This is a genomic window from Shewanella sp. FJAT-51649 (genome assembly GCF_019457435.1).
Classification (GTDB): Bacteria; Pseudomonadota; Gammaproteobacteria; order Enterobacterales; family Shewanellaceae; genus Shewanella; species Shewanella mangrovisoli.
Genome location: NZ_CP080411.1, coordinates 4660789 through 4684543, shown reverse-complemented (window position 1 = coordinate 4684543; position 23755 = coordinate 4660789). Strand labels below are relative to the sequence as shown.

19 protein-coding genes and 2 pseudogenes are annotated in these 23755 nt (G+C 45.0%); 10 read left to right on the top strand and 11 right to left on the bottom strand.

Going from position 1 to position 23755, the window contains the following annotated elements:
- Position 1: 1 nt before the first annotated feature.
- Complete coding sequence (locus K0H59_RS20515) at positions 2-304, bottom strand: PepSY domain-containing protein (protein WP_011624537.1); 303 nt, start codon at positions 302-304, stop codon at positions 2-4.
- Positions 305-671: 367 nt separating this feature from the next.
- On the opposite strand from K0H59_RS20515, the gene K0H59_RS20510 reads away from it, so the two are divergent.
- Both K0H59_RS20510 and K0H59_RS20505 read left to right on the top strand, forming a co-directional pair.
- A complete protein-coding gene (locus tag K0H59_RS20510) occupies positions 672-1616 on the top strand; it encodes a choice-of-anchor H family protein (RefSeq protein WP_220054228.1) in 945 nt (314 codons plus the stop codon).
- Between the two features lie 249 nt (positions 1617-1865).
- On the top strand, positions 1866-2339 hold the full coding sequence (locus K0H59_RS20505; protein WP_011624535.1) for a peroxiredoxin: 474 nt from the start codon (positions 1866-1868) through the stop codon (positions 2337-2339).
- Positions 2340-2394: 55 nt separating this feature from the next.
- On the opposite strand, the gene K0H59_RS20500 is transcribed toward K0H59_RS20505, so the two are convergent.
- The 3 genes from K0H59_RS20500 to ompR form a co-directional block, all read right to left on the bottom strand.
- Positions 2395-4371, bottom strand: a complete 1977-nt coding sequence (locus K0H59_RS20500; protein WP_220054227.1) for a methyl-accepting chemotaxis protein — start codon at positions 4369-4371, stop codon at positions 2395-2397.
- A 116-nt stretch (positions 4372-4487) separates the two neighbouring features.
- Positions 4488-5804 carry a two-component system sensor histidine kinase EnvZ gene (gene envZ, locus K0H59_RS20495; RefSeq protein WP_133181711.1) on the bottom strand — a complete coding sequence of 439 codons (1317 nt, stop codon included), beginning with the start codon at positions 5802-5804 and terminating at the stop codon, positions 4488-4490.
- Between the two features lie 39 nt (positions 5805-5843).
- Positions 5844-6569, bottom strand: coding sequence for a two-component system response regulator OmpR (gene ompR, locus K0H59_RS20490; RefSeq protein WP_037423742.1), 726 nt, complete (start codon positions 6567-6569; stop codon positions 5844-5846).
- 368 nt (positions 6570-6937) lie between these two features.
- Here ompR and K0H59_RS20485 point away from each other — a divergent pair, with 368 nt between their 5' ends.
- The 4 genes and pseudogenes from K0H59_RS20485 to K0H59_RS20470 all read left to right on the top strand — a co-directional run bounded on the left by K0H59_RS20485 (position 6938) and on the right by K0H59_RS20470 (position 14056).
- Positions 6938-11818 (top strand): PAS domain S-box protein, encoded by a 4881-nt coding sequence (locus tag K0H59_RS20485; protein WP_220054226.1) that lies wholly within the window; start codon positions 6938-6940, stop codon positions 11816-11818.
- A gap of 20 nt (positions 11819-11838) precedes the next feature.
- Positions 11839-12765, top strand: a complete 927-nt coding sequence (locus K0H59_RS20480) for a diguanylate cyclase (RefSeq protein ID WP_220055646.1) — start codon at positions 11839-11841, stop codon at positions 12763-12765.
- Positions 12766-12823: 58 nt separating this feature from the next.
- A pseudogene (locus tag K0H59_RS20475) lies at positions 12824-12964 on the top strand (transcription elongation factor GreAB); the annotation flags it as partial.
- Positions 12965-13259: 295 nt separating this feature from the next.
- Positions 13260-14056: pseudogene (locus K0H59_RS20470) on the top strand (IS5 family transposase).
- Positions 14057-14140: 84 nt separating this feature from the next.
- Here K0H59_RS20470 and K0H59_RS20465 read toward each other — a convergent pair.
- The 3 genes from K0H59_RS20465 to K0H59_RS20455 form a co-directional block, all read right to left on the bottom strand.
- Positions 14141-14656: a tyrosine-type recombinase/integrase gene (locus K0H59_RS20465; RefSeq protein ID WP_220054224.1), complete on the bottom strand. Its 516-nt coding sequence runs from the start codon at positions 14654-14656 to the stop codon at positions 14141-14143.
- Between the two features lie 159 nt (positions 14657-14815).
- Entirely contained in the window at positions 14816-16231 is a 1416-nt protein-coding gene (locus K0H59_RS20460) for a DEAD/DEAH box helicase (RefSeq protein WP_220054223.1), read from the bottom strand.
- A gap of 4 nt (positions 16232-16235) precedes the next feature.
- The gene (locus K0H59_RS20455) at positions 16236-16775 is read right to left on the bottom strand and encodes a response regulator (RefSeq protein WP_220054222.1); all 540 of its coding nucleotides are present in this window, start codon (positions 16773-16775) and stop codon (positions 16236-16238) included.
- A gap of 132 nt (positions 16776-16907) precedes the next feature.
- Here K0H59_RS20455 and K0H59_RS20450 point away from each other — a divergent pair, with 132 nt between their 5' ends.
- The 4 genes from K0H59_RS20450 to K0H59_RS20435 all read left to right on the top strand — a co-directional run bounded on the left by K0H59_RS20450 (position 16908) and on the right by K0H59_RS20435 (position 20819).
- Positions 16908-17114 carry a helix-turn-helix domain-containing protein gene (locus tag K0H59_RS20450; protein ID WP_220054221.1) on the top strand — a complete coding sequence of 69 codons (207 nt, stop codon included), beginning with the start codon at positions 16908-16910 and terminating at the stop codon, positions 17112-17114.
- A 1659-nt stretch (positions 17115-18773) separates the two neighbouring features.
- Complete coding sequence (locus K0H59_RS20445; RefSeq protein ID WP_220054220.1) at positions 18774-19175, top strand: hypothetical protein; 402 nt, start codon at positions 18774-18776, stop codon at positions 19173-19175.
- Positions 19176-19415: 240 nt separating this feature from the next.
- Complete coding sequence (locus tag K0H59_RS20440) at positions 19416-19613, top strand: hypothetical protein (RefSeq protein ID WP_220054219.1); 198 nt, start codon at positions 19416-19418, stop codon at positions 19611-19613.
- An 861-nt stretch (positions 19614-20474) separates the two neighbouring features.
- On the top strand, positions 20475-20819 hold the full coding sequence (locus K0H59_RS20435; protein ID WP_258405867.1) for a hypothetical protein: 345 nt from the start codon (positions 20475-20477) through the stop codon (positions 20817-20819).
- A gap of 716 nt (positions 20820-21535) precedes the next feature.
- On the opposite strand, the gene K0H59_RS20430 is transcribed toward K0H59_RS20435, so the two are convergent.
- The 4 genes from K0H59_RS20430 to K0H59_RS20415 form a co-directional block, all read right to left on the bottom strand.
- Positions 21536-22348, bottom strand: a complete 813-nt coding sequence (locus K0H59_RS20430) for a hypothetical protein (protein WP_220054218.1) — start codon at positions 22346-22348, stop codon at positions 21536-21538.
- Positions 22338-22826, bottom strand: a complete 489-nt coding sequence (locus K0H59_RS20425) for a hypothetical protein (protein WP_220054217.1) — start codon at positions 22824-22826, stop codon at positions 22338-22340. Before K0H59_RS20425 ends, K0H59_RS20430 begins: the two co-directional genes overlap by 11 nt.
- A 68-nt stretch (positions 22827-22894) precedes the next feature.
- On the bottom strand, positions 22895-23113 hold the full coding sequence (locus K0H59_RS20420; protein ID WP_220054216.1) for a hypothetical protein: 219 nt from the start codon (positions 23111-23113) through the stop codon (positions 22895-22897).
- 13 nt (positions 23114-23126) lie between these two features.
- Entirely contained in the window at positions 23127-23753 is a 627-nt protein-coding gene (locus tag K0H59_RS20415; protein WP_220054215.1) for a recombinase family protein, read from the bottom strand.
- Between the last annotated feature and the right edge of the window lie 2 nt (positions 23754-23755).

Below are 23755 nucleotides of genomic sequence, written 5' to 3'. Positions count from 1 at the left end.
ATTAATTCCTCGACACGCGCCCAGTGGCGGCATCCACCGAAACAGAAAAGACTTGGCCATCGTTATTGAGGATTTTGACTCGGTAGCCCGAACCACTCGACTGCACGCTGAGCACTTTTCCTCGATATTGACGCTGCGCCATGGCCACGGCTTGATCTGGGCTATTCACCACTAGGCGGCGCTGTTCATTCTTCACGCCTTGGCCGCGCGATTGATTACGATCATCGTGTTTATCATTGCCCGCCATGCTGCCAAAGGAGGTGCATAAGCAAGCGACTAGGGTCAGTGTCAAACCAAGTTTCATATCTGTTACCCGCGTGTTCGGCGATCTTAAGTGAATAGCTAGATGGATAGCTTATCGAGTCGACTAAGAATACCTCATCACCATAACAAACACATAGAGATCAGCCAATTGGTAAACACAATTCCTTTAAAATTCACTGTGATTCAGGTGAAATCGATTTGTAAATTACCGCCTGAACCTATTTAGCGCCCACGAGTCATATCCAGTGTTCGTGTGACATATTAGCAGTGTTAACCAAAACAGATGAATTGAGGCTGAACGGCATTTTTGCTCGCAAAAACGGCAGATTTTAATGTTCAGCTTATGTTCACCTTGAGTGCCCTCTAATGTCACCAATTTGAACGGATTATCCAATGGGGTATTCAAGATGAACGCACTCAATAAACAAGGTATGGCTACTACCACAAACACCGCTTTCGTTAAGGCGATGGCATTGGCAGGCGCATTACTGACATCATTCGTGGTAAATGCAGAATCCTCTGACGAGCCAAACCTAGCGCCTTTTAGTGCGGCCAGTATCGGGATAGCGAAAAAAGCCGATACCGAGCAAGCCGCCGCGCAAGAGCAACAAGCCTTAAGCCTACTGCAACAGGCTGCACCTGCTCAAACAGTGGGGGAAGCCGCTGCGGCTGCGGTCAAATCCTTAGCGCCGTCGTTATCGGCGAAAAGCCCGAGTGCTCATCGCGTGCAATTGATGGGCGCGACTCCGATGACTCGCGAACAAGTGATTGCTAAGCACACGAGTCAGCTTATCCCAAGCTCGAGTGCGACCAGTGAAGATCCTTACCGTGCGCCCGTGTATCACAGCTTTGCGATTTTTGATGCCAGCAGCCGTTTGTTTGAAGACTTTGATTACGATGGGTTTTATCAAACCTTCAGCGTGACCTTCGATGTGGATGTGTTTGGCTCATATCTTAATGAACGCGCCGACCTGTTTGCCGAGTTGTACCTAAGCCGTAACGGTGGCCCTTGGGTGCATTACTACACCACGGACGTGTTTACCATTTACGGTGACTCGACGCAGGACGATTACGAAGTGCTGACGACTCTCTACACTGGCTATCCAACGGATCACTACGATGTATTAATCGATGTTTATGAAGTGGGTTATAGCGATATTGTCGCCACCATTAGCGCCGATGACACCGATGGCTTATATGCCTTACCGCTGGAAAGTAGCGACCGTGACCGAGTTGACGAAGTGATTGTGGTGGAAGAAAGCGGCGGCGCATTGTCAATCTTTGCCTTGCTTGGTCTGGGATTGCTGGTGGCAGCCCGTAAGCGTGCAAAATGGATTAATACTCTGAAATAAACTCTTATGTAAGACCAACAGGGTTATACAGAGCCATCACGTCTACCTAGAGTAAACAGCATGTCTTACACTAAAAAGCAGCGTATATCGATACGCTGCTTTTCTATTTTGCAATGCGGGTAACAAAAGCAACCATGCGATTTATCGGTACTTTGCTCCCTCTACTACAAATCCCCTTTTTCTCTCTGTGTTTATCATTTCCGATTCGGGCTAGTATGGGCAAGTTACGTTAACTAAAGGAAGAGAGACATGATTGCTCAAGGTCAAACATTACCTGCGGCGACGCTAAGCCAACTGACTAAAGATGGCATGGTAAATCATCAAGTTACCGAGCTGTTCGCGGGTAAAAAAGTCGTGTTATTTGCAGTGCCTGGTGCTTTCACACCAACCTGTTCTGAAGCACATTTGCCAGGTTATGTCGTACTGGCCGATCAATTTAAAGCTAAAGGCGTGGATTTAATTGCCTGTGTATCGGTAAACGATGCCTTTGTGATGAAAGCCTGGGGCGAAGCGCAAAATGCGTCTGAGTTACTGATGCTTGCCGATGGTGACGCCAGCTTTACTAAGGCGCTCGGGTTAGAGATGGATACTGCTGGCTTTGGCGGTGTGCGCTCACAACGTTATGCGATGATCATCGATAACGGCGTGGTGACTTTACTGAATGTAGAAGCACCTAAGTCATTTGAAGTGAGCAAAGCCGAAGTGGTATTAGCGGCACTTTAATGCTTGATACCAATAAAAATGGGAGCCTAGGCTCCCATTTTTATTGGTATCAAGCTTAAGCCGCTCGGGCTGGTACAGTGTTGGTGTCGGCTATGCCTAGGCTGGTCTCGATATCTTCCACGCTTTGTTGTACTTCTTGGGCAATCACTTCACTCTGCTGCGAACTGGTTTGCGCTTGGTCTTTTAGGTTATCCATGCTGCGGACAAATTCATCGAGGTAATCGACTTGTTCTTTGGCGTTAAGCGAACCCTGCTTGGCGGTATTGGCCATTTCACTCGCTTGATTTTGCACGGTTTGCGCCACATGCCATAGGCTCTGTGCCCGTTGTTTTTGGCTGTCGGTCGCTTGGGCAATGCCATCGACACTTTCGCCGAGTGCGAGGTTCGATTGGGTGAGTTGATGCAGGATCTTCACGATTTCATTTAACGACACCTGAGTGCGTTGACTCAGGCTTCGCACTTCATCGGCGACCACGGCAAAGCCGCGGCCTTGCTCGCCTGCACGGGCGGCTTCGATGGCGGCATTGAGTGCCAATAGATTGGTTTGCTCGGCAATATTGCCAATCACATCAATAATTTTGGCCACATCTGCCACCGAGTTATTCAGGCTTTCGAGCGAAGCATGGCAAAGGCCGACTGCCGTTTGGGTTTGTTCTGTGGCACTCAGCACGGCTTCGGCCTCGGTTTGGCTCGACTGCATTTGGCGCATGGTTTCAGCCGCGCTTTGTTCAACAAGGGCAGAGGTATGGCTGACCTCATTGGCGAGGCTGCGGATATGCTCGGTTTGCGACTGAGTGTCGGCGACTATGGTCTGAGTGTGTTCGGTGTGCTGCGACAGTTGGGTAATGCGCGCGACCAACTGACTTAAGGATTGAGAAACCTTAGTCATTTGTTGGCGCTGGAGTTCGTCTTCTTGCTCGAATCTGTGTAGCAATTGATTGAAATGGCCCGCAATTTGGCCAGTTTCGCAGCGGCGATTAATGTCCAAGCGTTCGCGACTGTTGGACTCGCTTAACTGCATAAAGGCTTGGTTGAGGCGTTTAAGGGGTTTAACCACGCGGTTCTGTTGCAGAATTAAATAGCCGATAGCAAACAGTGCCATAATAGAAACCATTGCATAAAGAATGACTTGTAACTCATATTTGAGTTGTTGGTTTTTGGCGGCCTGCGCCTCACCGAGGGCGATAAGTTGCTGTTCAACCCTGCTAATGGCTTGAATTAACTGCTCTTGCATCTCCTGATTGGCTTGCAGCAGTTGGTGGGTATTGGCGACTTCTTTATTGTATCGATTGGCCAAGCTTAACAGCTCGCTGCGATCATTTTCACCCACTTCAATCTGCTCAGGCTCACTTGCGCCAAGGGCAAATTCATCGGCTTCCTGCTGCTCGTACACGCCGATTAACGGCAGGGCGTTCAGTTGGTCACGCCACTGGTTTAGTTCTTTGCTGGTGCTGTCGAGAATATTTTTAAGCTGCTGATTTTTATCGATGAGATAGCCATCGGTAAGCTGCGATAACTGATAAACAATGCTGGGTAAGTCGCGGCTTAATTGCAGATATTGTTCGGCCACAGTGGCATTAACCGCTAAACCTCTGTCGGCGTAACTGCCGAGCCTACGGTTATAGTCGAGCATTTCGGATTCGGCGTGGGCCAGTAGCTGCCTTGGATTGCCCGCGAGTTTGCCGGCGGCGCGGTATTTAGTATCTAAGTCTTGAATGAATTGGCTCAGGCCAGTTTGTAATTCCTCATCGGCACTGCCCGCTGCGGCGAGGTTGAGTTCGTTGAGCTCTGTTTTAATTTTGCTCAGTTTGGCTTTGGCTTCTTCGAGTTGGGTCGCGTTACCGCTGGCTAAATAGCCATCGAGATCGCGACGTACCCCCACGAGAAAATCCTGTTGTAGACCTTGGAGCACTTGGGTTTGTTGCTCTATCTGTTGTCTTTGATCGCTGCTCCACAGCACCACGGCTGCTAATAGTCCAGCAAGCAATAACAACAGCGCCGAAGCTGAGAGTGACAGCGTTGAAATCTTCATGATGCAATCTTCATTGGAAACTTTAGGAAGTTAACTGCCTAGAGTTTATGAATTTCGCGTGACATAAATATGACAACACGAGTTAAATGTCAGCGTTGTCATTCTGAATTTAGGATTTATTCCAGGGGGAGCCAGACTTGGGCTTTTAAGCCGCCCTCAGTGCGGTTAGATAAGGTCACTTGGCCTTGGTGACGGTCGATAATTCGTTTGATGATAGCCAGCCCTAGGCCCGAGCCAACACTACCGCGTGCAATATCACCTTGGGTAAATGGCTGAAACAGTTTGGGAATTTGTGATTCATCAATCCCGGGGCCATTATCCTCAACACTAAAACCGATCCGCTTACCATCAAATTGCGAGCTTATCCGCACCCAGCCCGAACCATAACGGAAGGCATTTTCGACCAGATTGCTGAGCACCCGCTTAATCGCCAGTCCTTGAAACAGGGCCTCGGGGCAGTCGCTCAGTACGACTTCAATTTCACCGTCGCGGTTGGCTTCGGCCTGCGCAATATCTTGGATCAGTTTATTAATTTGTCCGGGCTCGCGGCTCGCCTCCTGATCTTGGCGAATATAGGCAATAAACTGGCTGATAATAGCGTCCATATCTTCGATATCGTTAACGATGCCGTCTTTAAGATATTGATCTTCTTCGACCATCATCTCGGAGGCGAGGCGAATACGCGTCAGTGGTGTGCGTAAATCGTGGGAAATTCCCGCCATCAACAGGGCTCTGTCCTGTTCGAGCTGTTTCATGCTGTGGGACATCTGGTTAAAGGCATTGGTTACCTCGACCAGTTCGCTGGAGCCTTTAAGCGGCAAGGGTTCGGGAAACTCACCGCGGGAAACTGCTATTGCGGCCTTTTGTAAGCGTCTGAGCGGCCTGTTTTGCTGGCGTGCAAACCACCATCCACCGGCGACACTGAGCGCACCGATCACCATTAAGTACAGTGTGAGTGGTGACAAGTCGGAAACGTTTTGCCCGATGAGTGGCACTTTAATCCACACCGAAGGCGCCTGCGGCGGGCGGATCCAAATTTGTAATACTGTGCCGTGGGTGACGCGAACTTCAGCATCGCCACCTAGGTATTCCGACATCTGTGATGACCAAAAACCGTAGTAGGTGGCCTGTTCGATTCCCGCCTCGCGGGCCTGTTGTTGGTTGTAAACCTTCATGCCATCGTCGCGGACTTTGGCATTGAGCGCATCGACTATGGTTAAGTGTTCGCGGCCGATATCGATACCATCGACAAATAACAAGTTGATTTGACGGGCAATTAACTGATTGATTTGCTGATAACTGGGCTTTAACACATACACAGCCACAGTGACATAGGAGACCAGCTGATTGATCAACAGTAGACAACCAATCAGCATAACGGTTTGGCTAAAGGCGCTGCGGGGAAGAAAGCGCCACCAAAACTTAGGTTTCATCTTGATGCCAACGCACTGGCGACTTCAGGCAAGAATGGCTCATCGACGGGCTGCACCGTCGGGCACAAACACATAGCCAAGACCCCACACGGTTTGAATGTAGCGCGGATTAGCGGGATCCTTCTCAATTAAACGGCGCAGGCGCGAAACCTGTACGTCAATCGAGCGCTCCAGCGCCGAATAATCACGGCCGCGGGCGAGGTTCATTAATTTATCCCGCGATAAAGGCTCGCGTGGATGAGTCACTAACACTTTTAATACCGCAAACTCGCCACTGGTGAGTGCGATGGCCTCATCGCCGTGGTACATCTCACGGGTGGCTAAGTCGAGGGAGAACTCGCCAAAGCTAATTTCAGCCTCTTGCTGCGCCGGTGCGCCGGGCACATCTTGGATTTGGCGACGCATTACCGCTTTGATACGCGCCAATAATTCCCTTGGGTTAAAGGGTTTCGGCAGGTAATCATCGGCGCCGAGTTCTAGGCCGATAATGCGGTCGACTTCATCGCCCTTGGCGGTGAGCATCACAATTGGAATCGTGCTGCCCTGTTGGCGCAGGCGACGACAGATGGATAGGCCATCTTCTCCGGGCAACATCAGATCGAGCACTATCAGGTGAAAATTTTCCCGCTCCAATAAACGGTCCATCTGCTCAGCATTGGCCGCACTGCGCACCTGATAGCCTTGCTCCATCAGGTAACGCTCGAGTAGTGCTCGTAGGCGCATATCATCATCGACGACGAGGATTTTCGAGGTTTCTTGTCCCATGGGATGTCCTTAAATTGCTCGGATTATTGCTTTTATTCTTTATGCCGTCATACAACAAAGATTAACTGGCTGAAATTGAAAACGAATCTGCCAAGAATGTGCTTAATATAGCTGGATTCAATCTGAGCGACTAGCTCATGATGTAAGCCAATCGTGGCCGAATTCGGCTAATTGCTAACTCATGTTAATACTAAGCAAATGAAATTGCATGGGAATCATGACATTTATCTAGTATGTAACTGAAATTGTAACTAAATTGGCACTAGCGACTTTTGACGCATTTATTGGCTTAAACGCTAAGCTTTATGGCAAAAGTATTTTGATTAGTCCAGAATCATAACTCTATGATTATTAATTATTAGGTGCATATGACCCTGTCGATGAGTTACAAGCAAGCCTCCAAGTGGGGGTTATTCGTCTTGCTCGTAGGACTGTTTTTCAGTACCGTGCTCGCTTGGCAGGTGAGTCGTATCAATGCGCAAACCATTTCGCAGGCGCTAGAAGAGCGCGCGCAGCAGATCAGTGAAAATGTGACAAACCGGATTGCCCTGTATCAATATGGCCTGCGGGGTGTCCGAGGCATGATACTGACGGCGGGCGAAGATCATATTAGTCGTCCCATGTTTCAAAACTACAGCCTGACGCGGGATGTGGATGAGGAGTTCCCCGGCGCCCGGGGGTTTGGTTTTATCAGGCGTGTCCCTAAAGAGAACGAAGCGCAGTTTTTAGCGCGGGTAAAATCGATGGATTGGCCTGACTTTCATATTCGTCAGCTCAATCCAAACGAGGGTGAGAAATATCTTATTGAATATATTGAGCCACTCGACCGCAATAAGGCCGCAGTCGGCTTAGACATAGCCTCCGAAAGCCATCGTAAAGAAGCCGCAGACCGTGCCTTGTTGTCGGGGGAGGTGCAAATCTCTGCACCTATTACCTTAGTGCAAGCCACGGGTAAGCCGCTGCAGTCGTTCCTTATTTTATTACCCGTTTATCGTACCAATGTGGTTCCCGCTACTCCGGAAGAACGGCTGGCTCAGGGCTTTGGCTGGAGCTACGCGCCGCTCGTTACAACCGAAATCTTAACGGGCTTATCCCTTCATCAGAAAATGACCAAACTGATGCTGAGCGATGTGACGGATGAGCAGCAGCCGATCAATTTCTTCGAAACCCACGCCAATGACTTAAGCGAGTTATCGGATTACAGCTACAAGTCCACTAAGACGATTTTTGGGCGGCATTGGCAGTTTGAAGTGATTGCTTATCCGGCATTTATTAAGTCATTGCATTTAAATAAGCCGAGTCTAGTGTTGTTCAGTGGCTGCCTGTTTAGCCTGTTGCTGGCGGCCTTGATTGCTATGTGGTCTTTGAGTTTACAGCGTAAACAGCAAGTGTTGGCCGAGCAGGCACGGCGCGCCAGCATGTTGGAACACTCCCTCGACGGCATTATCAGCTATGACCTTGCCGGCAATATCACCAGTTGGAACCAAGGCGCCGAGCGACTCTTTGGTTATACGGAGCCAGAAACTCTGGGATTGCCGAGCAGTGAGTTGATTGTGCCCCCCAGCATAGTGCTGGAGGAGCAGGCACTATTTGCCGAGGTGTTAGCCGGAAAAACTGTGCTTAACAGGGTATCGCGCCATCAACGCGCCGATGGCAGTAACCTGTCGACCTCGACCACTGCGTTACCCATTTACGATGAACACGGTGACATTGTTGGCTTGAGCCAAACCATACGGGATATCACGGCGCAGCAGGATGCCGAGCGGCATATTCTTAACCTCAACGCCAGTCTTGAGCGCCAAGTCGCGAAGCGCACCCATGCGTTGCAGCAGGCTCTACTCGAGAATCAGGCGCTGCTCGATACCATCAACCAACAGTTGCATTACTCAGTCACCGATTTAGACGGGGTGATCTTAGATGTGAATGAACACTTCTGTTTGATCAGTGGCTATGCGCGGGAAGAATTAGTCGGTAAGACCCACGCGGTGCTGAAGTCGGGTGAGCACGATGCTGCGTTTTGGAAGACGATGTGGGAACAGATTAAGGCGGGTAAATCCTGGCATGGGGAAATCTGTAACCGAGGGAAAGACCAAGAGCTGAAGTGGTTCGATACTGTGATTGGTTCAGTATTCGATGAGCATGGTGAAGTCGAGCGTTTTGTGGCGCTGCAAACCGATATTACCGAACGTAAATTGGCACAGATTGAAAAAAATCGGATTGCGACACTCCTGACCAATGTGCTGGATGCCGCCTCCGAAATGTCGATTGTTGCCGCCGATCCGCAGGGCATCATCACCATCTTTAACCGTGGTGCCGAGCGCATGCTGGGCTATTCTGCCGAGGAGATCATAGGTAAAACCACCCCCGCACCATTCCATATCCCCGAGGAAATCACTGCAAGGGCTGCTGAGCTTTCTGAGGAGTATGGCCAAACAATTCAAGGCTTTGATACGTTTGTGCATAAGGCGCGGGAAGATGGCTCCGAAACCCGCACTTGGACCTATGTGCGTAAAGACGGTAGCCAATTCCCGATATCGCTCTCGGTGACGGCGATGCGTGGTAATGATGGTGACATTTTGGGATACCTTGGCATCGGGGTGGATATCTCGCAAATTGTGGCCCAGCAAGAAGCCTTACTCACGGCGAGTAACCACCTAAGCAAGGCGGCCGAAGTTGCTAAACTCGGGATCTGGACTTGGAACTTGCTCGATAACTCGTTGCAGTGGAACGATCGCATGTTTGCGATGTATGACCAGCCAGAAAGCCTAAAGCAGCAAGGGCTTAGCTATGAACATTGGCGGATGCGAGTGCACCCTGATGATGTAATCGAGGCCGAAGAAACGCTTAAACGCGCGGTCGAGCATGATGAACCCTATGAGCCGATTTTTAGGATCCTAACAACGGACGGCGAGGTTAGGTATGTGCAGGCCGCCGCTAAAATCGAACGGGATAGGCTGGGCCATGTGATTCGGGTCATCGGCATCAATATCGACATCACCGCCCAGCGTCAGTTAGAAAAAACACTCAGAACTGCCAAGCAGGAGGCGGATACCGCCAATGCCGCTAAGTCGGCGTTCCTTGCCAATATGAGCCATGAAATCCGCACTCCCATGAATGCCGTGTTGGGGATGTTGCAGCTAATGCAATATACCGCCCTCTCGGTGCAGCAGCAGGGCTATGTGACTAAGGCGCAAACGGCCGCTAAATCATTGCTTGGGCTGTTAAATGATATTTTAGACTTCTCAAAAATTGATGCGGGTAAGTTGAAGCTCGACCTTCATCCTTGCTCGATTGAATTGCTGATGCGGGATCTCGCCGTGGTACTGTCGGCCAATCATGGCAATAGCGATGTCGAAGTGATGTTTGATCTCGATTCGGCGCTGCCCGCGTGGCTGCTCGCCGATCAGTTAAGGTTGCAGCAGATTTTGATCAACCTTGCTGGTAATGCCCTCAAATTTACCCCACACGGACAAGTGATCGTCGGGCTGGAATGTCTACGCCACGAGGCGGAGAGCGTTACTGTGCAGTTTTCGATTGTCGACAGCGGTATTGGCATCAGCGAGGAGCAAATCGAGCGGATTTTCACTGGCTTTGAGCAGGCTGAGTCTTCCACTTCTCGTCGTTTCGGCGGTACTGGGCTTGGGCTTGCGATTAGTAAACGTCTCGTCGAATTGATGGGTGGCCAACTGCAAGTGACCAGTAAGGTCGGTGTGGGCAGCCGCTTCTGGTTTGATTTAACCTTCCCCGTGATGGAAGTGGAGGCTAACCCACGCGCCGATTTGAGCGGCTATCGCATTTTGGTTGTCGATGACAATCAGATCACGACTGAGATCCTATCGAAAATCCTCAGCGATTACGGCTGTGTGGTTGAAACCGCCTCGGGTGGTTATCAAGCCATTGAAAAAGTGAAACAAGCCACTGCCAATGCTCAGCAATTTGATGTGGTATTGATGGATTGGCGCATGCCGGATATCGATGGTTTACAAACCGCCGAGATGCTGAAAAATGCTGGAACCGGTAGTTATACCCCGCTGGTGGTGATGTTAACGGCCTACGGCCATGAAGTGATAGCCGAGAGTCAGCATATCAACAACGTGCCCTTTGTGAACTTTTTAACTAAACCAGTGACTTCACAAATTCTGGCCGAAGCCGTGCTCAACGCCATCGAAGGCAAGACCATGGACGCCAATCCTAAACCGCGCTCACAAAGACTCTTGGCGGGGCTTACTCTGTTAGTGGTTGAGGATAATCAATTAAACCGCGAGGTGATTGACGAGCTGCTCACCTACGAGGGCGCAACCGTTGTGCTGGCCGAAGGCGGCATTGAAGGGGTTACTCAAGTATTAGACAGCGGCGACATGTTTGATGCCGTGATTATGGATATGCAAATGCCGGATATTGATGGCCTTGAAGCCACGCGGCGGATCCGCGCCGATGGCCGCTTCGACCAGTTGCCTATCCTGGCGATGACAGCAAATGCCTCGCAGGCGGATAAACAGGAATGCCTCGAGGCGGGCATGAATGCCCACGTAAGCAAACCCATAGATATGCAGCAGTTATTGCCGAATATTCTGCGGCTGGTGGGGCGTGATGCGGCACAGTTTGTAGAGCCTGAGTCAATGCATCTTGACGCTCAACATAATCTCGAAGGCGAAACCCTGCTCGACGATATTCGCTTGATCCTGCGCCGCTTTGGCGGCAACCAAGTGTTTTTCGAGAAAATGGCGAGCAGTTTTGCCCCTGAAATGACCAAGCAACTCAGCTTATTCAAGCAATCGACAAAAACCTTTGATTACGCCACCACAGCGGCGATTAGCCATGCGATTAAAGGCATTGCCAGCAACTTTGGTGCGAGGCGTTTAGCCGTGCATGCGGCATTTTTAGAAAAACAATTTAAACAAGAAGGCCTAGAGCTGCTGGAAATAAAACGCTGGACGGATACACTGGAGTCCTTAATTAATCAAAGTATTGAGCAGCTTTCTGGCTTTTTACCCAAGACACAGTTAAAACAACCGCAATTGAGCGAGCCTGCAAACGGTGTTGTGGATATACAAAGTGTTCGAGCCGAGTTGGATAACTTGGCCTCCCTCTTACAGGAAAATAATTTAGAAGCCGTGACTCTTGTAGATAAACTCGCAAAACCGCTCTCACAGCACCCACAATGGACTGAGCTAAATGGACAAGTGCAATCCCTCGCCTTTATGCAAGCCTTAGAGACATTGCGTGCGATGATGTTGGAGAATGCCTAGTGCAGTATTTAAGTGAATTAATGGCGACGCAACAGGCCACCAAAGGCAAGATTTTGATCGTGGATGATCAGCCACTGAATATCAAAATCTTGCATCAATTGTTCCATGAAGAATATGAGATGTTCATGGCGACGAGTGGTGAGCAGGCGCTGCAGGTATGCCAAAAAATGCAGCCCGATCTGGTGTTATTAGACATCGAAATGCCTGAGATGACAGGTTATGAAGTCTGCCAGCGACTAAAAGCCGACCCAGCCACCGCCAATATTGGGGTGATCTTTATTACCGCCCATTTTGATGAAATGGAAGAAGTGAAGGGCTTTCAACTCGGCGCGGTGGATTTTATTCATAAACCGATCAACCCCATCATCACTAGTGCGCGGGTAAAGAACCAATATCTACTTAAGCGTCAATCGGATGTATTGCATTCCATCGCCCTGCTCGACAGTTTGACTGGCGTGGCTAACCGTCGCCAATTCGAGCAACGCTTACCCGAAATCTGGCGCCATTGCAGCCGTAATCAGGCGTATTTGTCCGTTATCATGCTGGATGTGGACTTTTTTAAACGCTATAACGATCGCTATGGTCATCAGGAAGGAGACCAATGTTTACGACTGGTCGCCGATGCCGTCAAAGGTATGTTAAAACGCCCTAACGATCTTATCGCCCGCTACGGTGGCGAGGAGTTTATCTGTATCCTGCCAGAGGCTAAGCTGTCTGGCGCCATGCGTCTCGCACAGGCGATGGTAGATGCGGTGCATGCCCTGCATTTAGAGCATCTAGACTCTGAGTTTGGTGAGGTCACAGTGAGCGCCGGTATTGCCGCAATTCAGCCTGTCGCCGAGCAAAGTTGGGAGTCTTTGGTTGAAGTTGCGGATCAGCAGCTATATATCGCTAAGCATAATGGCCGTAATCAAGTCGTTGGTATTGATATCGAACCGGCGCAATAATCTTGTTTGAGTGTCGAGTAAAGTGACTCGGCATGGTTAAACCTGTGGATAGTGAGTTATGAAAGCGCATTTGATCACCCGCCAAGGCTGGATGACCTTAGATAAAGAATTAAAGTACCTGTGGAAGGAATATCGTCCGCAGATCACCCTTAAAGTGCAAGAGGCCGCCGCCCAGGGCGATAGAAGTGAAAACGCGGATTGCCCATTAGTACCATTACTGGCATACTAAATTGTGTAATAAGCTGATTTTTTAAAAATTTTAATAAAGTACATATAACACTGACAATATACTATTAAAAAGCTGATTCGCATCGCTGATTTCGATTTAAAGTCTGAAATACAATGATTTTTTGTAGTATGTGGCTTTGATTCCCAATTCGTTGAACTGAAGCGGTAGTCGCTGATCAGATCAGTATAGCCTATCAACTTACCAATCAACCGTGCCGAAACCTCGCTATAAAACAACTAACAGGTAGCAATACAACCAGGCCCTAATCAATCGTAGCTCACTTACCTTCTGGGTTCATGAGGATGCTATTGCATGTGGAAAGTCATGGTCGATCACCCTAAAAAGGCCGCCCACGTGTATTTAGCTACTTAGCCACTACCATAGCGCTGATAGTTAAACGTGTTTTCTCTATGCCACCTCGAGCCATACAGGAGGTTATCAATTCGGTGTTTAAACTGACTGATATTTTGCTTTTGTGCCCACTTACAGTTGCATCAGCAAACGTGCAAAAACTGTCAATGTTGCTTTTAAAACCAAGACTCGCGGCACCATTGAGCACTTGGCTATCGACACGACGGGCTTGAACGTCTTCTGCGAAGGCGAGTGGGATGCGAAGAAACATGGTACAGATGGCAAGTGCCGTGTATGGCGTAAACTGCATATTGCGGTCGATACTCATACTCACGAGATCATTGGTGCAGAACTCAGCTTATCAAATGTGACTGACGCTGAAGTCATGTCCAACTTACTGAAGCAAACCCATCGAAAAATCCGCTTTTGTACTCATTCCTCCGAGGGAAGGTGCTGCGGGGACAAGGGAATACGCGTAACTTAGCGGTCAGTTTGCAACAACTTCATGGTTCAAATAAACAATGGAAGAAGCGCCATGGGTATGATCGTCGGCCAATCTCAGAAACTGCAATGTATTGGTTGAAGCAACTGTTAAGTGGCAGATTAAGCCTATGGAATTATAACAGTCAGCTAGGAGAAACCTACGCAATGATAAAGGCGTTGAACAAGCTTGCAGGGTTAGACATGCCCGAAACTCACTATGTAGTTTGAGCTTTAAACAATTATTAGGGGCTTTGTTCGCTGAATCGATTTAGGAAACAAAGCCCTAATATTTTTGAAGAAAATCTTGTCCATCTAGTTTTCTAAATTATGACGTTGATTGCTTTTTGATAAATAATGTGGGGTCATTAGAAGGCTGGTAAAACCAAGTAATTTTACTATTGAGTCAGATGACATTCCATCTTGAACAAATGAGTTTATTGCGGCTACTCTCAACGAAGCTAGAGAGAATGATTCTGATAGACCAATCATTTTGGCTGCGGTATTAAATGCCTCTATCGCTCCATCTCTTGTGACCATATTTTCTGGGAAGTAGCGATCAGGTGCTCCATGAGTAGCACGAAATTCATTTAAAAGTTTAAATGTTTCCTGTGGTAAGACAATGTTACGTGGTCCTCTTGTTGGAGAGATGGTTATAGCTTTATGAGCATCATCTGGATTATCACTGAATACTTTCAAGTTTATTGCTTCCTGTGTATTGAGTGCAGTTGAAAAAATCAGTTGAAATAAGACTTTATAAGGTACTTCTGAAGTGTGTTCTATCAACTGGATGGCTTGGGTTTTTGAAAGAGGCTCATGTATGGTTGTCATGAATGCATTTCCTTAATAAAAAATGAATATGATAGCGATGTAATTTGAGCAGCTTCTTTGATACAACGATATTTTAGTCTAATTATCTCCGAAACAGCTTAGAGTTTATTTTCCGCAATCTGAATTCAGGATTTACTACACAGATGAAGAATTTTGACTTTAAAACGGTGAGTTAAAAGTTGAGACAACTTTTTCTCTATAAGCACCTAAAAGTTCAAATGATAAGGATGTTGGTATACCTAAAATATGCCGCGATGAAAGATCTAAAGAATACGATTGTGTCTGTTTATCGATAGACCGCCTGCCATTATTGATAATAATGCTGTTAGTAGGTGGCAACGTTTTCACTGCCATATCATGGAGCTCCGGTAACTCTTGTTTGAGCTTTATCTCGTATGGCTCGCTAAATATCACTGGGATATCAGGTATTTCCTCTTCTATACGACTGGCAAATTCTACAAGTTTTGGTTCAGCAAAGGTGTATAGCCAAGCTTGCTGATTAAGCGAATCATTAGTGCGTAAAATACGACCTAGAACCTGTCTAAAGTACAGCTCAGTTTTTACTCGACTAAGGTGGCAACAAACCTGCAGGCGAGGGATATCAGTCCCCTCACTTATCATTCCTACACTCACGATCCAGTTAGTTGTGCTGTTTCTGAATTCATTAATCTTGGCAGATGGATCATCCTCTTTGTAGGTAACTATCTGAGCTGTTTCATTAAACTCTTTTTTGAGAGTGTTTAAGATATTTGCTGCGTGTGATACAGATGATGCGACAATAAGTCCGGCTGCATTAGGGTTGGACTGTTTTATGGCTTTTAACTTATTTGTTGCTAACGTTAAGATATAATGAATCGCCTCATGATTCTCGATAATAGACTGATAAGAGATTGATGAACGTTTCAATAACTCATCTAAAGAGCCATAAGTCTTTGTTTCGTTTTCTTCGTCTGTAACTGAAATTTTGTCGTTATCAATTAGCACAATGTAAGGGCTACGGCATACACCATCTGCAACGGCTTCCTTAAGGCCATAGACATAGTCACATTGAATCTGGTTATTTGGGTCTGTGTATCGAGATAAAACAATTGGTGCTTGGTCAGAGCGCCAAGGCGTGCCTGTTAATGCTAGAGTGTACTGCGCTTGGGCCTGAATGTTGAGTAGAATCTCTTCCCCCCATGCGTTTGCATCTTCAAGAGAGCTCCCAGCGCAATGATGGATCTCATCAAAGATGACGAGAACTCGATTTTTTCTCAATAATTGCCAAAAATCCTCTTTAAAAGCCAACATTCCTTGGTAAGTATAAGAACAACCAACTGAACCTATCACACCATCAAATCTGCACTCCAGACGATTGGAAAATGTCTGTTTCAACCCCTGAGAGATATTTACTGATGGAGAAAAGCACAACACAAAATCGATTAGAGCATCCTCAAATAGTTTCGCTGCAAGTTCCGCGGCCATGATTGATTTGCCTGCACCAGGTGTTGCTAAGCAAAGAAAATGCTTATGAGCACCATAAAAGTGCCTTAGAGCGCGTTCGACACACTCAGATTGCCATTGTCTAAGTTGCATTGAGTTACTTTTGTTGATGGGTAATAGCTGATTTAATGGCTTTTATTTGACCAAGCAATTTTGAGCTCGTTTCGCGAGCCAACAAATACTGTGATTCGAGATGAGCCTTCATTTCAGGGAAGGATTGGTATAAACGCATATACTCTTCCGACTCACCAATACTCGTTAGTAAATCGATTTCGGACTGCTTGAGCCGTTCTTCTAATTGTTTAATAGTATTATGCTTTTGCTTACTTGCGAGTGTTGCCCCTACGGATTCAGATTTTTTCGGATCTTGTAGGATGAAATTCGCTTGGAAAAAAATCGTTGTCTTTTGATAAGTCGTTTCGTTCGATTGTTGGTCCACATTTTTATCTAAGAGCCCCTTTTTCACGAGTCTGTGGACCTGTTGATAAATGAAGTTGTAAGTTTTACTGACAGTTATATAGCTAGTTGAAGCTGCAAGATAAGCGTCGCGTAAACTTTTAATTTGAAAATTGTTGAAGCTCTCGTCCTGGAGAATGGTATGCAAAGTCGGGCATATTTTGATTGAGGCTTTAGACATGACGTACTCGCAAGAGGCTGTTTAGTGCTCCAACTAGGCATTAGAAGAGCATTGATTGCACAAATGAGGATTATAATCCGTGGTAATATAAGCCGCAACTTTGGATAGTCTTTCTCTTTAACGAGATGAAAAATGAAAGACTTAGCAATCCAATTTGGGGCTAAATTACGAGAAGAGCGTAAACGGCGAGGCATTTCCCAAGAAAAAATTGCGCTACTAACAGAGATAGACCGCAGTTACATGGGGCGAATAGAGCGTGGAGAGGTAAACATCACGCTAGAAAAGGCATATCAGTTGGCAGAAGCCTTAGGCTGTGACATAAAGGCACTCTTACCATAGGTGCATCTTTATTGCACTTTCCAAGTGAGATTTCAGTCTTGCTTCAAGTTGGACTCTGGTGTGCCTTGTAATCTTTTGAGCGAGCTGTCCTCGTTTTCTTTTAGGTTCTGGTTCGATTGGCTTAATAATCTCCTTTTAACTTATTGCATAAAATTTGGTCGCTAAATCAAGTTAAACGAATGTGTTTAATTGTCAGATTATTTAGGGTTTGACTATTATAATTTTTCTCTACTAATACAGGTTGAACTAATGGACTTTTGCCCCAAAGCTTGTTTCGCATGACTTAACTAGCTCTGCTTGGTACTAGCTTGTTGACCTAATTTTTGTAATGCTAGAAAGTGACGACTGAAACTGTGGCGATTCACTTCGTCAAGTTGTTTTGTGGACCAACACGCACCATCAGGAGCGCTAAACGCTCCCCAAAAAAGTCAGAAGATAGTAAAGCACAAATTTTTCAAGCAATTAGTCTTCAATCGGTTAAAGAACCCCCTACCGTAAAAAGCAAATTCCTATAGCATGATTAATACCAAATAATACGGATGTGGCAGCGGCCAAGTCCAACAATCGATTGATGCCCAGCAAACAGCACAGGGCATCAATACTAATACGTTAGAGGTTGCAATGTTTTCCTGCCCGAGTTGCGATAAAAAGGGAATCGGTTTTTGGTCAAAATTATGGTCAGGGTCAGACACACCTTCTAAATGCAAGTTTTGTGATGCATTAGGTTGTGTTCATTCGAAGTATCGATTTGGGTGGCAAAGCGCCTGGCCAACAGTCGTAAAATTAGTCGGAGCAGGGTTATGTTTTTACCTGTTAAACATATTTGACAATCCATATTATTTGTTATTGTTTCCCGTAATTTGGGTAGCTTGTTCAGTTTGGGAATTAGCAATTTTACCAATGGTATTAATTACAGAGCAGCAGTCTTTGGAAGCTAATAAATTTGGAAACTGGTTTGTTTTGGGGATTTTATCTCTACTTTTGGTGCTGTATGTCACGAGCAACCTCTAACAAATTAAATCATCGTAAAACCACTCGCTGTTTAAAGCGTTAGAGGTATTCAAGGATGAGTCGATCTAAACTAAATAAAGTCACATTCTCAGAAAGGTTAATTAGTGTTTTTGCGTCACTTTTCTTTTCTGTACCTACATGTTTGTTGTTAAGTTTAAAGATCAGCCAAAACATTCTAGCGTTACAGCTTGATTTCACCGTTGGTGGAAAAGGTTTTTTATTATTGGTAACTATTGTTTCGTTAATAGCATTTTTCTTTCCTAGGTTTGTTCCCAACCTATTAGGTGGGATCTGGAATATATTTATAAAACATTAAATAGTATTGTATGTTTCAATACCTCTAACAAATAAGGATAGGCCGCGCTAAAGTGCGCCGCTTAGCTTTGCGTTAGTCCATAGAAATTTTAATCCGAAACTGACGAGTTAGAGTTAAGGATTTAACTCGGAAATGTTCCTGGCTGGGATTGGGGGGAATTTTTAACACGACGATGCCCCATTGTGTGTCAGAGAAGCCTTCCGCCGCCCATATGGCACAAGTCTGTTGACCAAATTATAGTAATGATTAAAGTGTTCAAGATTAACGGTGAAGAATAAAAAATGAAATTGCCGCAAAGCGGGGCGTTAGTAAAACACATGGAGTTTTAGATATTGAACATCGCGATACTTAGAGTTTGTGGAAAGTGTGAGGACTTGGAAAGATTAAGGGAAAACTATAAATTCGAAGTATATAGCCAGTGGAAAAAAGGGGCCCCTTTATCTAAGACTAAATCGTTCTCTGAATCAGGTTTTAAGGTGTCGATCCCTGATGGGAACTCTCCGAGTGATATGATAGAAATTTTGTCATCTCTACTATTAGATTTATCCATAAAAGGGATTAATTTTAAAGATTTTGATGTGACAGCTACGATAGACATTGGGTTTAGTATTGGTGAAGAAAATCAGTTTGCTGCAATATATGATTTGTCTCTGGGGTTCCTTGAGTTAGCTGTACAATGCGGCGTATCGATTAGTCTTTCTGGTTATCCTGTCGATGAAGACGATGAAGACTGAATGCCACTGCTAGGCAGACAGTGTTTTAATTCGATTGGAGTGGACCTTGATTTTTAACTTGGAGATAGCCTTTGCGATGGATTCGACTGGACCTATTTCGACGATGCCCCATTGTGAGTTTCGGACTTAGCTGGCTGACAGCCGAGCATGTATACCATTGACCAAATTTTAGTAATGCTACAGAGTGACTAGAGAACAGGTGGGGATTATCAATAAGTTGCCATAAAGGGTGGCAGAGTAATGACCCCTTTCACTTCTCTACGAATATTAGCTGATTCACAGTCATTGACGAATTCTCAGGCTAAAGCTACAAACGCTGAGTTAAAATCAGGTGCTGGGTATGGTGTTGACTCTTCAGCTGGAATGAATGCAGCGTCAAAAATTAGTACAGATCATGATAAGCAAACTCAGACAAAACCTGTAACTTTAATGGTATAAATGATGAGCTCAATAAAAATCTCGGATGCTAAATCTCCAACAGGAAGAATCATACGACTCATTTGCCACACTATAAATGCATCAATTATAATTGTATCCTTACTAAGGCTTTTTGACGTCATTCCCCGGTACTTCGGTCTGGATCCTAATATGCCAGGGAGACTACAAGATCCACTGTTGATGTCATTTTCCTTTGGAGCAATCTTTTTGATTATGTCTCTTATAATCTGTATTTTGATGTTTATCCTAAGTAGGCTATTTGTGCTATTTAAAATATGACTGTAAATAACCTGATATCGGTTTAATGAGCCATAACTTAATAGGACCCGAAACGCTTGGATTTTGTTCTTTCGTCGCCAAATTTAGCCAAGCTTTACTTGCGGTTTATTGCGGTGTTAAACCATAGCAATTTTTATCCGAAACGGACGAGTTAGAATAAGAATTTAACTCGAAATGTCTCTAGCAGAGTTGACTCATTCTAATAAGACGCACTCCCCATTACGTGTTTGGGCTCGTTGGCTCAATAGAAAACTCCTACTCTTATTGCCATACAAAATCGCATCCATTTACCTAATGTTTAGACCTAACGTAAAGCGACTAATAATGTATGGGTATACAGTCGTATTTAAATTTAGGTATTTTGGTATGATTTTTAGACAAAATCAGTGCGCACTAATTCCATCCGAAATAAATAAAACTCTATAAAATCAGGTGAATATAGTAACTGAATTTTAGTTAATAGGTTTGGAAAACGCGCATGCGCGTTTTTCCAGATGGTGTATTTGGCAGAAAGCTGATAAGTTCTTTTCATACAAATAGTTAACTGTGCGCGTTTTCACTGGTCCTACGAGGTAAACGCGCATGCGCACGAATAAAATGTTAAGTGTCATTATGAAATCAAGCATCGGTGGAGCAGTCATAGTTTTCTTAGTAGCCTTGGGTATATGGTTATCAGATATTGCCGAGGATCGAAGTATGTCTGTGAAAGTAACCGAGTCTGTTGCTGCGTACGATGATTGGGAATGTGGTAATCAGTATCAACTGGATTGCAAAGTGGTATTTGAAGCGGTAATTAACCAAAGTTATTCCGTTCAACGAATTCGGTATGGTAAAGACTTTATGGCAATTAAGGTTACTCAAGCTGGCATTAGTGGCTGGATATATGCTGGTAAAGGGGTTCAAGTCAGTGCAGAACCAAACACTTAACAAGGCAAGTCAGCATCGCACCTTCGGTGCTGGACTCGCTAACGCTCGCCGCTGCTTGCGGCGTTAGCTTAGCCATACAAATATTAATCTTAAACTCACTTTGTAGAGTTAAAATCCTAACTCAGAAATGTCCCGAAGTGAGCTACAACGAGTATGATACTTTAATCCTCAGTTGTAGTTTGATTCGGACTTGGTGGGAGCAATTAGTATCAATCTTTATTTTGGGACATGTTTAGTCTTAAACGGTTCGAGCAGGGTTGCTTGACTGTATAGTATGAAACTTAACCTTGGCCATTGCTGCGTCTTAAATTATGACGATAGTGCCACAGCCCAAGAAAAACTGGTTCCAGAGTTTAAGAACTACTAATCATATTACTCGTCATATTCGTTTGCATTCGGATGTCAAAAAGCTGCCCAAGTCATAACAAGTAGGGCTTCGCTCACTACCCAATAGCGATTAACTAACTAATATATATAATATTAACACTATAATTAAAATCATATTCTTTGGTTAAAAACACCAAGGTTAGCGCATCAACAGAAAACACCAAAGATAGAAACTTTATTCCTCTCCTACACTTAGACACGCTTTTAGCGCGTGGAGGTGATGTGCTTTGCTCTCGATGCCGGTGTTAAAATCATTCTCTGGCCTGTGCTGTTCCAGGGATGATTTTAGTGCTGTGGCCATTGCTGGACTTCAGCTTTTGTTAGCAGTTTTAATAGGGGAAAGTGATAGTTTCAGCATCACTTGGTAGCGGTTTTGAAAAAATGAAATCTATATGTGGTATTTCAACTTCATTTTTGTCTATGCAACACGCTCCAAATGTTTCCCCACTTTTACAAGGACACATATGATCTTTTGAAACTCTACTGAATCGTTCAATAGGGAATTTCATTTTTGTCCTACTAAGGTTCCAGTCTTCAAACGCATCATCTAAATTGCTCACTAAACTTTCTATAAGCGTAAAATCAAGCGTTGAATCATCATGCATTACTGAGTACTTTTGAACGGGCTTAGTAACTAAGGATATCCCAAGCATCTCCATTTCATGTACTTCATGAAGACACAATTCACCATTATATAGCATCCCCTTCTTATGCTCGCACCGAGATCTTGGCCTAACTTTATGACCACAAATGCTACAAGAATAATAACCCACTTTAAATTCAGGACTGCAAAACAAACAGTATGGATAAAGAGATTGAAACTTTACAACTTTATCTTGAATGAAATTTAATCTTGATGTATTTAAAAACTCTTGAGTTGAGTTTTTACTAATAAATAAATATTTGATTTCGCATTGTTCAAACTCAATCCATGCCTGTCTATAACATTTTGATTTTAAATTATTAAACGCCTGAATAAATAGAATATTTAACTCTAAACCCTCAAGCTCTCGCCAGCATTGATTGGCCTTATCTTCGTTACCGTTTCTGGCAGCCGCTTGCTTTTCTGATTTAAGTAACTCTATAGCTCGTTTTATCTGCTCACTTTTAGTGTCATCAACGGTAACTAACTTAATTTCCATCACTCAACCCCTTAACGGCATCGATAGCTTTGCTTAAATGTTCAACTTTTCCGTTGAACTCTACAGCAGTTGTTTTTCCTTCTTTATTTTCAACCATGAATTTCAATGCAATATTATCATCTTTTTTTGCCTTTAATTTATCGTAGATATATGAAGAAATTACATTGCAAAAAATTGGTACAACAACGCTTGAAATTAGAAATGAGCCAAGCCAAATATCCGCCCCATGTAAAGAAAGCTCTTTGTATTCATCATCAGATGCATAGACATCCGTTTTAATTCCTTTTTCATTTAAGAAGTCTAGAGTATCTAATGTCCCCGCATAAAATACATCTTCATATCCATGTGAAGGAAGAATTACTACACTTATTTCATTTAGGGTGCCAGTAACATTTTTAGAGGCATCATTAATTAATTTCTCAAGTGTTACACTAGATTCTTCAACTCTAAATATTTCTTTTTTTAACATTATATTCATGACAATTTCCTATTGATGATGTTTGTAGTCCATAAGAAGTGTCCACGTAAAAGCGCGGGTATCGCTAATTAAAAACCTGTTAGCTCTTGTTCTCTCAGACAAAACGCCGTGTTGATCGATTCGAGATTAGCAAACTTTTCTCGAGATGATAAGGATTGATTATGCAAGATTTTTCTTTCTGCACCAGACACTTGTATGTCCAGCGTATCGAGGCATTTACTCGCTTTAAATTTACGAAGCCAATCAAAATCCAATTCACTTAGCGAGGCAGGGTCTATAAAATTCATATAATTTAACTTCCTACTTACCTAAACTCTTCTTTTTAAACTGGCGCCATACCCGCTTTACTGTAGCTTCACTGCACTTAGCTTTTATCGCAGTGTCACTAATAGATTCACCCGATTTTCTCAACGCAATAATTAAATTGTGAGTATCTTCATTAGCTTGTCGGCCTTTGTATCGCCCTGCGACTTTGGCTAGTTCAATCCCCTGCTTCTGGCGCTCCCTGCGATCTTCATAATCATCCCTCGCAGACTGTAGGGCGAGCTTCAAAAGCATTGCTTGAACTGACTCCAAAACTATCCGCGCCATACCATCAGAATTATTTACTAAATCAGACAAATCCATAACGCCAGGTATGCACAATTTAGCGCCGGTATCTTTTATTGTTTGGATAAGACTCTCAGCTTCTTGGAGCGGCAACCGGCTAATTCTGTCTAATTTCTCAGATATAACGACTTCATCAGGTTGTAGGTCACTAATCAGGCGCAAAAGTTCTGGACGGTCTGCTCGAGCGCCTGAGGCTTTCTCTCTATAAATCCCCGCAATGTAATAGCCCTCGGCCTTGGCGTTAGTAACTAGCTGCTCTTGCCGTTCTAGGTCTTGGGTTTCAGAGCTAACCCGCATATAGATTCGAGCTACTTTCATAA